This window comes from Myceligenerans indicum (genome assembly GCF_016742955.1).
Classification (GTDB): Bacteria; Actinomycetota; Actinomycetes; order Actinomycetales; family Cellulomonadaceae; genus Myceligenerans; species Myceligenerans indicum.
Genome location: NZ_JABBYC010000103.1, coordinates 1 through 4,640 on the forward strand (window position 1 = coordinate 1; position 4,640 = coordinate 4,640).

The 4,640-nt window shown below is 68.6% G+C and carries 5 protein-coding genes; 3 read left to right on the forward strand and 2 right to left on the reverse strand.

All coding sequences use genetic code 11. The features are described 5' to 3' along the window. Nucleotides 1-191: 191 nt before the first annotated feature. Both HGK34_RS21950 and HGK34_RS21955 read left to right on the forward strand, forming a co-directional pair. A complete protein-coding gene (locus tag HGK34_RS21950; protein ID WP_244667055.1) occupies nucleotides 192-446 on the forward strand; it encodes a helix-turn-helix domain-containing protein in 255 nt (84 codons plus the stop codon). Further along, on the forward strand, nucleotides 440-1,912 hold the full coding sequence (locus tag HGK34_RS21955; protein WP_201851508.1) for a tyrosine-type recombinase/integrase: 1,473 nt from the start codon (nucleotides 440-442) through the stop codon (nucleotides 1,910-1,912). Before HGK34_RS21950 ends, HGK34_RS21955 begins: the two co-directional genes overlap by 7 nt. A gap of 377 nt (nucleotides 1,913-2,289) precedes the next feature. On the opposite strand, the gene HGK34_RS21960 is transcribed toward HGK34_RS21955, so the two are convergent. Beyond that, nucleotides 2,290-2,814, reverse strand: a complete 525-nt coding sequence (locus HGK34_RS21960; RefSeq protein ID WP_201851510.1) for a hypothetical protein — start codon at nucleotides 2,812-2,814, stop codon at nucleotides 2,290-2,292. A gap of 153 nt (nucleotides 2,815-2,967) precedes the next feature. Between HGK34_RS21960 and HGK34_RS21965 the strand changes: the two genes are divergently transcribed. Next, nucleotides 2,968-3,657 carry a hypothetical protein gene (locus tag HGK34_RS21965; protein WP_201851512.1) on the forward strand — a complete coding sequence of 230 codons (690 nt, stop codon included), beginning with the start codon at nucleotides 2,968-2,970 and terminating at the stop codon, nucleotides 3,655-3,657. Nucleotides 3,658-3,842: 185 nt separating this feature from the next. Here HGK34_RS21965 and HGK34_RS21970 read toward each other — a convergent pair whose 3' ends face one another. Beyond that, nucleotides 3,843-4,412: a hypothetical protein gene (locus HGK34_RS21970; protein WP_201851514.1), complete on the reverse strand. Its 570-nt coding sequence runs from the start codon at nucleotides 4,410-4,412 to the stop codon at nucleotides 3,843-3,845. Between the last annotated feature and the right edge of the window lie 228 nt (nucleotides 4,413-4,640).

Consider the following 4,640-nt stretch of genomic DNA (forward strand, 5'->3'; position numbering starts at 1 on the left):
CCTGACACCGGCGACGATGTCCACCACCCTGCTCTGCCATGCCCACCAGGGCATAACAGAGCCCCGAAAACCGCCCCCCACCAGTATCAAGACCCCCTCAGCAGACACACATTCTGGCCGCTAACCCACCGTTGGCGACGGTTGCCCACGGTGGCCCTCGCGACCAGGTGTGCCGGGCACACCTGGAGGGCATGAGCACGACGCACTCACCCGAGGGGCCGATGGACCGCAGCGCGCCGCTGTGGACGCTGGACGAGTTGTGCGCGTTCCTGCGCACGACGCCGGCCACGGTGCACACCTGGCGCAAGAGCGGGCGGGGTCCGCGCGCGTACCGGGTGGGGCGGCACCTGCTGTTCGCCGAGTCCGACGTGCGCGCGTGGCTGGCCGAGCACGCCGACCGGATGGACGACGCCGGTCGCGGCGACGCCGACGGGTCAGGGTGGTGATCCGCCATGGGCAAGCAGACGCTGAAGCCGGGCGAGCACGGCGAGATCTCCTGAAGGAGACGAGCACGGGCTCCTGGCGCGGGCGGGCGCGCCTGCGACTGCTGGACGGTGACTACGCGTCGGTGTCGCGGAGCGCGTCGAACCGGGATGCCGCGCGCCTGCGGGTGCAGGAGGGCATCACCGAGCGACTCAACGCGCCGAAGGGGTCGGAGTCGCTGACGCCGTCCTCGAAGTTCGGGCTGGCGTGCCGTGAGTGGGTGAACGAGATGCGGGTGCGGGCGACGTGGCCCCGTCCGCCGATCCGGCCGCAGACGATCGACGAGTACGAGCGGCTGCTGGGCAACCACGCGGTGCCGAAGCTCGGCAAGCGGCGGCTGAACGAGCTGACCCCGGCGGTGTGCCAAGGGCTGTTGGACTCGATCGTCGAGCGCGGCAGGGACGGGAAGTTCGAGCTGGTGACGACCGCGTCGCAGGTGCGTAGCGCGGTGAACCAGGTCCTGGACCGTGCGGTGCTCCACGACGCGTTGCGGGACAACCCGATGCGCAAGACGAAGGCCCCGGCGCCGAGGAAGCCCGACCCGAAGGCGTTGACCGTCACGGACGTGTACCGGCTGCGGGCCGCCGTGCGGGCGTGGGAGGAGGACCGCCGGGGCAAGCCTGGGCCGAAGCCGCGCGGGCACCTGCCCGCGGCGGTCGACCTGATGCTCGGGACCGGCATGCGGATCGGCGAGGTGATGGCCCTGCGGTGGGGCGCGGTGAACCTGTCGCCGGACGGGCTGCCGACCGTCGCCGTCGAGGCCACGATGGTGGACATCAAGGGGCAGGGCACGGTGCGGCAGGAGATGCCGAAGACCGATGCTGGGGAGCGCACGATCATCGTGCCGCCGTTCGTCGTCGCCTCGCTGGAGGCGATCCGGCCGGAGGTCACGACGGCGCAGACGGCGGTGTTCGCGTCGCGGCGGTTCCGGGACGGCCGGAACGCGGGGCGCCCGGTGACGACACACAACATGCGGCGCATGCTGCGTGCTGCCCTGGAGCTGGCCGACATGGCCGGCGAGGTGCACCCGCACCTGCTGCGTTCGACGGTCGCGACGTTCGTGGCGCGCAGGATGAGCTCTGCCGAGGCGTCGGCTCTGCTGGGGCACAAGGTCGGGACCGGGGTGACCGAGCGGCACTACATCGAGCGGCTGCGGCTGGCGCCGGACACGTCGGCGGTGCTGCAGGCGATGATCGAGATCGGCGAGGAGGAGGCCGGGACGGGGGTGACCGGGAAGGTGGAGCGTGAGCCTCTGGCGGGGCGTGCGCCGTGGCGGTTGACGATGCGGACGACTCCGGTTGGTAGCCGGAGCGGCCTCAGAGCATCATGCCTGCTCGCACGGTGGTGCCAGATTGGCACCACCGGCAGTGTCCGGGTTGTTCCTCCGCTCGAACTGGGCTGTGCAGGGCGTGAGAGGGACATGCCATGAGGTTAGGGATGCATGTCCCCCCGGACGTCCCCCATGGTGTCCCCCTCGGGGCGCGACGCTCTGCCCAAGACAGGAAGAACTCACGGTTCAGCCGGAGTTCGCGGCTCGCTACCCGGAGCGTCGCACCTTTGCCCAGTTCCTCCGGTGCTGTTGATTCAACAGAACCAGATCCGTCCGAATCATCCCGAGGGTTCTGTCCGCCGGTCGTTTTGGCAGGGCGTCCCTCTCGTCTTCCTGTCCATCGTGCGCATCCCTCGATGCGGCGTCAACGATCCGCGATGTTCGTCCTGCTGGACCGGCGTGGCGACCCGCGTTCCGGCGGGCGAGCGCGTCGTGAGCCCCAAAGGAGTTCGTGCTCGCGAACGAGGCTGCGCAGATCAGTCAGTGAAGACGAGGCTGAAGAGCCCGTCGGGCACGCTTACCTGCTCGTCGGCTTCCGCCACTGCGTCGACCCATGCACGCGGATACTCCGGGAATCCGGTCGACGGGCCATCGCCGACCAAGCCCTCCAACGCGAACGCGACCGGCGCCGTCACCTGCGGACGCCCCGCCGCACCCGCACCGTCGAGCAGCTCGGTGAGCACCGGCCAGGCACCTTCCGGCAGCGTGCCACCGACCTGCTCGCACCAGAGCCGGACCTGGCGCGACGGTTTGACGCCGACGACGATGAAGATCCCCAGTGACCCGAGGTCCTGATCGAGCTGGTTGAGGAACTCGTTGCACGTCCGGGCCAAGGTCTGGGCATAGGCGGCAACCTCGCCGACACCGTCCGGCAGTCGAACGCTCAGCTCGTCGTCGGGCTGGTAGAGCCGGAGGGATCCAAGCGGGAAGGCCGGGTCTGGAGATTGGGCCATGGCCGCGTTCGTAGAGGGACGTCGCGTGCGCCGCCGGAAGATTGCCATGGCCGGAGTCTGCCATCCTCGCCAGATCAGATCGCTAGTGGGAAGGGCATGCGACCTCCGGCGGACACCTGCCGGGTTCGATTGGTTAGGGCGATGTAGAGACTCGGTGGGGGCTGGCGATGACCGTCGGTCGCGTGCGATGTGGATGGTCGAATGTGGCGCGTGACAGTGGCGAGAGCGGATTTCGACGACACGAGGGTCGACAGGAAGAGGCGTCGCGGTTGGTTCGGTCCGATCCGGTCGCTGCTGCTCGCCCTGGGTGGCTATGCGGCGGCTGTGGCGCTCTTCGTCTGGAGCGGGGGCTCCGGGCAGATGCTGGTGGTCGCCGGTGTCACCGACCTGACGTTCGTGATCGTCCTTCTGGGCGTCGGGTTCATCGGAGTGGTCGGGCTGCTCGGGGCGGCGTGGCGATGGCTTGTCTCGGGGTATGAGCTCGTGACCGCGACGCTGGCGGCTCTGTTCGTGATCGCCTGCGCCATGGCTGCGGTCGTGGTGACCGGGTTCGCGGGCTTCCTCGTGTCGGTCGCGATGGAGGGCTCCCACGAGATCGTGGACGCTCCGGACCGTCCGATGGACCGGCAGGTCTTGGTGTGGAAGAAATACGCGCTGAGTGAAACGTACTGGCATGTGTACGTTGGTGGTCCGTTCCTGTACACCGAAGTCACCGACGAGACCTTCCTCAACGAGGACTGTTCGCGTCCTGGCGCGAACCGTCGGCAGGGCGAGGAGCCAGCCGGGTACACGCTGGTGACCGATGAACACGGGCGCGACATCCTGACGATCCCCGTGGAGTACGCACACTGTGACAGCGGCGGGGAGTTCCGGTTCGCCATCCCCGAATAGCCACCTGACGGGCCATCTTGCCCACTGTTCGACTCGGCAGTGGTTCATGGACAAAGCGCGTCGCAGGCGATCCGGTACTTCGCCTGCTGGAAGCGGCCGCATCGTTGCGGTGGCCGGCGACGTCGTGCAGATGGATCGCGACGACGGGGAACTCCTCGGCCCGATCGGGCAGCCGCTCGGAGGGTCTACTCCTCGGGCGGCCGGGTGTAGGTGCGGATGGTCGCCTGTGAGGTGCTGGCGTCCTGGAAGACGAGTTCCCAGGGGCCGCTGTTCACATCCATGTTGCGGCCGAACCCCACCCACTTCCCGGTGATCCGGCGTCCGGTGGGCTCGATCAGCATCTGGATCGCGCCGTGGTAGATCGCTCCCCGGTAGTGGTCCTCGCGGGAAGTTTCCTCGCGCCAGGTGCCGGTGGCCACGTTCCCCTCGATGGTGAGTTCCATGGAGAGGTTCGAGCCCGGGGTCGAGCTGGCGCCGGGCAGTGACCGTACGGTGAGCCGGGAGTCGTGCTGGAGCAGCACGACGTGGTGCAGCGCCTGGAACGTGCCGTCCCTGCCGGACGAGAAGTACTGGTAGCGCGAAAGCCAGACCCCGCTGTAGGCGCCCGGAACCACTGGGGCGTCGGCCGTGGGCCGAGGTTCTTCCTCGCGAGCGACGTGGTCGTCGTCGGGCACACGGTCCGCGTCGTGGCCGCCGTGTCCGTCCGGAGTCACACGCACTGAGAAGCCGAGCATCTCGATCGGAAGGCCGGTCATCGCTTCCAGGGCCTTCGCGTAGGCGTTGCGGCACTGCCGGGTCTCGCCGGTCTCCCAGCGCTGAATGAGTCGCTTGGAGGCGTCGTTGGGTTCGCCGATGCGAGCCTGTCAAATACGTCGTGTAAACGGTGGGCGGTTTTCAGTAGGTCAGGTAGGGGTTCATGCGTTCGGGGTAGGCCACGGCGAGCTGGGCGAGGGCCTGCTTCCAGTTCGTGGTGACCTGGCCCT